Genomic DNA, 1,336 nt, shown 5'->3' on the forward strand with positions numbered 1-1,336 from the left:
GGGCCTTGACCCCGGATGGTGGACACGGGATTTGTGTTACGCAGCTTCGGGCAGCGTAGTGGTTGTGTGATTCTTTTCGTAGCTGGCCGGGCTGGAATAGGCGCAGCGGGAGTGCCTCCGTTTCAGGTTGTAACGGGACAGCCAGCGAAAAACTTCGCGACGGCAGGTCGTAGCGTCGGGCCATTGGCTTCGGTCCTGCAGGATCTCGCGTTTGAGGCAGGCGTTGAACGACTCGGCGAGTGCGTTGTCGGCACTTGACCCGACTCCACCCATAGACTGAGTGACGCCCAGATCACCGCAGAGGATAGCGAAATCCCTTGAGGTGTACTGACTTCCGTGATCTGTGTGGAATATCGCACCAGTCAGCGAGCCGCGTAGCGCGGCAGCGGCTTTGAGGGCGTCTTCGACGAGTTCGGTGCGCATGTGCTCAGCGATCGCCCAGCCGGCGGCCCGTCCGGAGAAGCAATCGATCACCGTCGCGAGATACAGATTCGATCCCGTCGCCAAGGGCAGATAGGTGATGTCCCCGACGTACTTGTCGTTGGGTACCGGTGCGGTGAAATCCCGGTTGAGCAGGTCTGGGACCTTCTGGTTTGCCGGATCCGGCGTTGTGGTCTTCACCCGGCGGCGGCGTCGGTAGCCGGCGATCTTGGCCGCCCGCATCACCCGTGCCACCCGTTTGTGGTTGACCCGCTGCTCCTCGGGCACGCCGTCGTTGAGTTCGGCGGTGATCCGCGGCGCCCCGTAGGTGTTGTCCACCTCATGGACGGTGCGGATCCGTGCGGCCAGTGCCTGGTCAGCCGCTTCGCGGCCGGCGCGGCCATCAGCACCAGCAAGCCAGGCGTAGAACGAGGAACGCGCGATCTCGACGATCGCGCACAGCCACTTCACCGGGTAGGTGTCGAGGTGGTCGGCGACGAACTGGAAGCGGCTCACCAGTTCGTCTCCCCGGCGAAATATTTGGCGACCGACCGCAGAATGTCGCGCTCGGTGGACAATCGGGTCTTGTCCGCACGTAGCTGCCCTACTTCGGCGCGTAGCCGGGCCAGCTCCTGGTCAGGAGTTTCCGCGCCCGACACTGGTGCGGCACCGGTAGTCGGGTTGCGGTGCCGAATCGCCACGCCAGCAGCCTTGCACCAGGCCGACAGCGTCACCCCGCTGATGCCGAGTTCGTCGGCGATCTGGGTGATCGTCGCACCCTCAGTGTCTCGGTACAGCGCCACCGCGTCCCGCTTGAGCTCGTCGGGATAATTTTTCCTTGCCATCGTGTCGATCATCTCGCTTCCCCCGCCAATCTTGCGGGATTCAGCGTGTCCAACACCTGGGGTCAGGCCCC

General features: G+C 63.8%; 1 protein-coding gene. It reads right to left on the minus strand.

What is annotated here, in order from left to right; translation table 11 throughout:
• Window positions 1-36 precede the first annotated feature (36 nt).
• Window positions 37-1,265, minus strand: a protein-coding gene (locus tag AO501_RS15300) for an IS3 family transposase (RefSeq protein WP_419775677.1) whose coding sequence is annotated in 2 segments (ribosomal slippage) — window positions 37-953 and window positions 953-1,265 — 1,230 coding nt in all. Because the reading frame shifts where the segments join, the coding sequence is not laid out codon by codon here.
• Window positions 1,266-1,336: the final 71 nt, after the last annotated feature.

Source organism: Mycobacterium gordonae, assembly GCF_001417955.2.
GTDB lineage: Bacteria > Actinomycetota > Actinomycetes > Mycobacteriales > Mycobacteriaceae > Mycobacterium > Mycobacterium gordonae_B.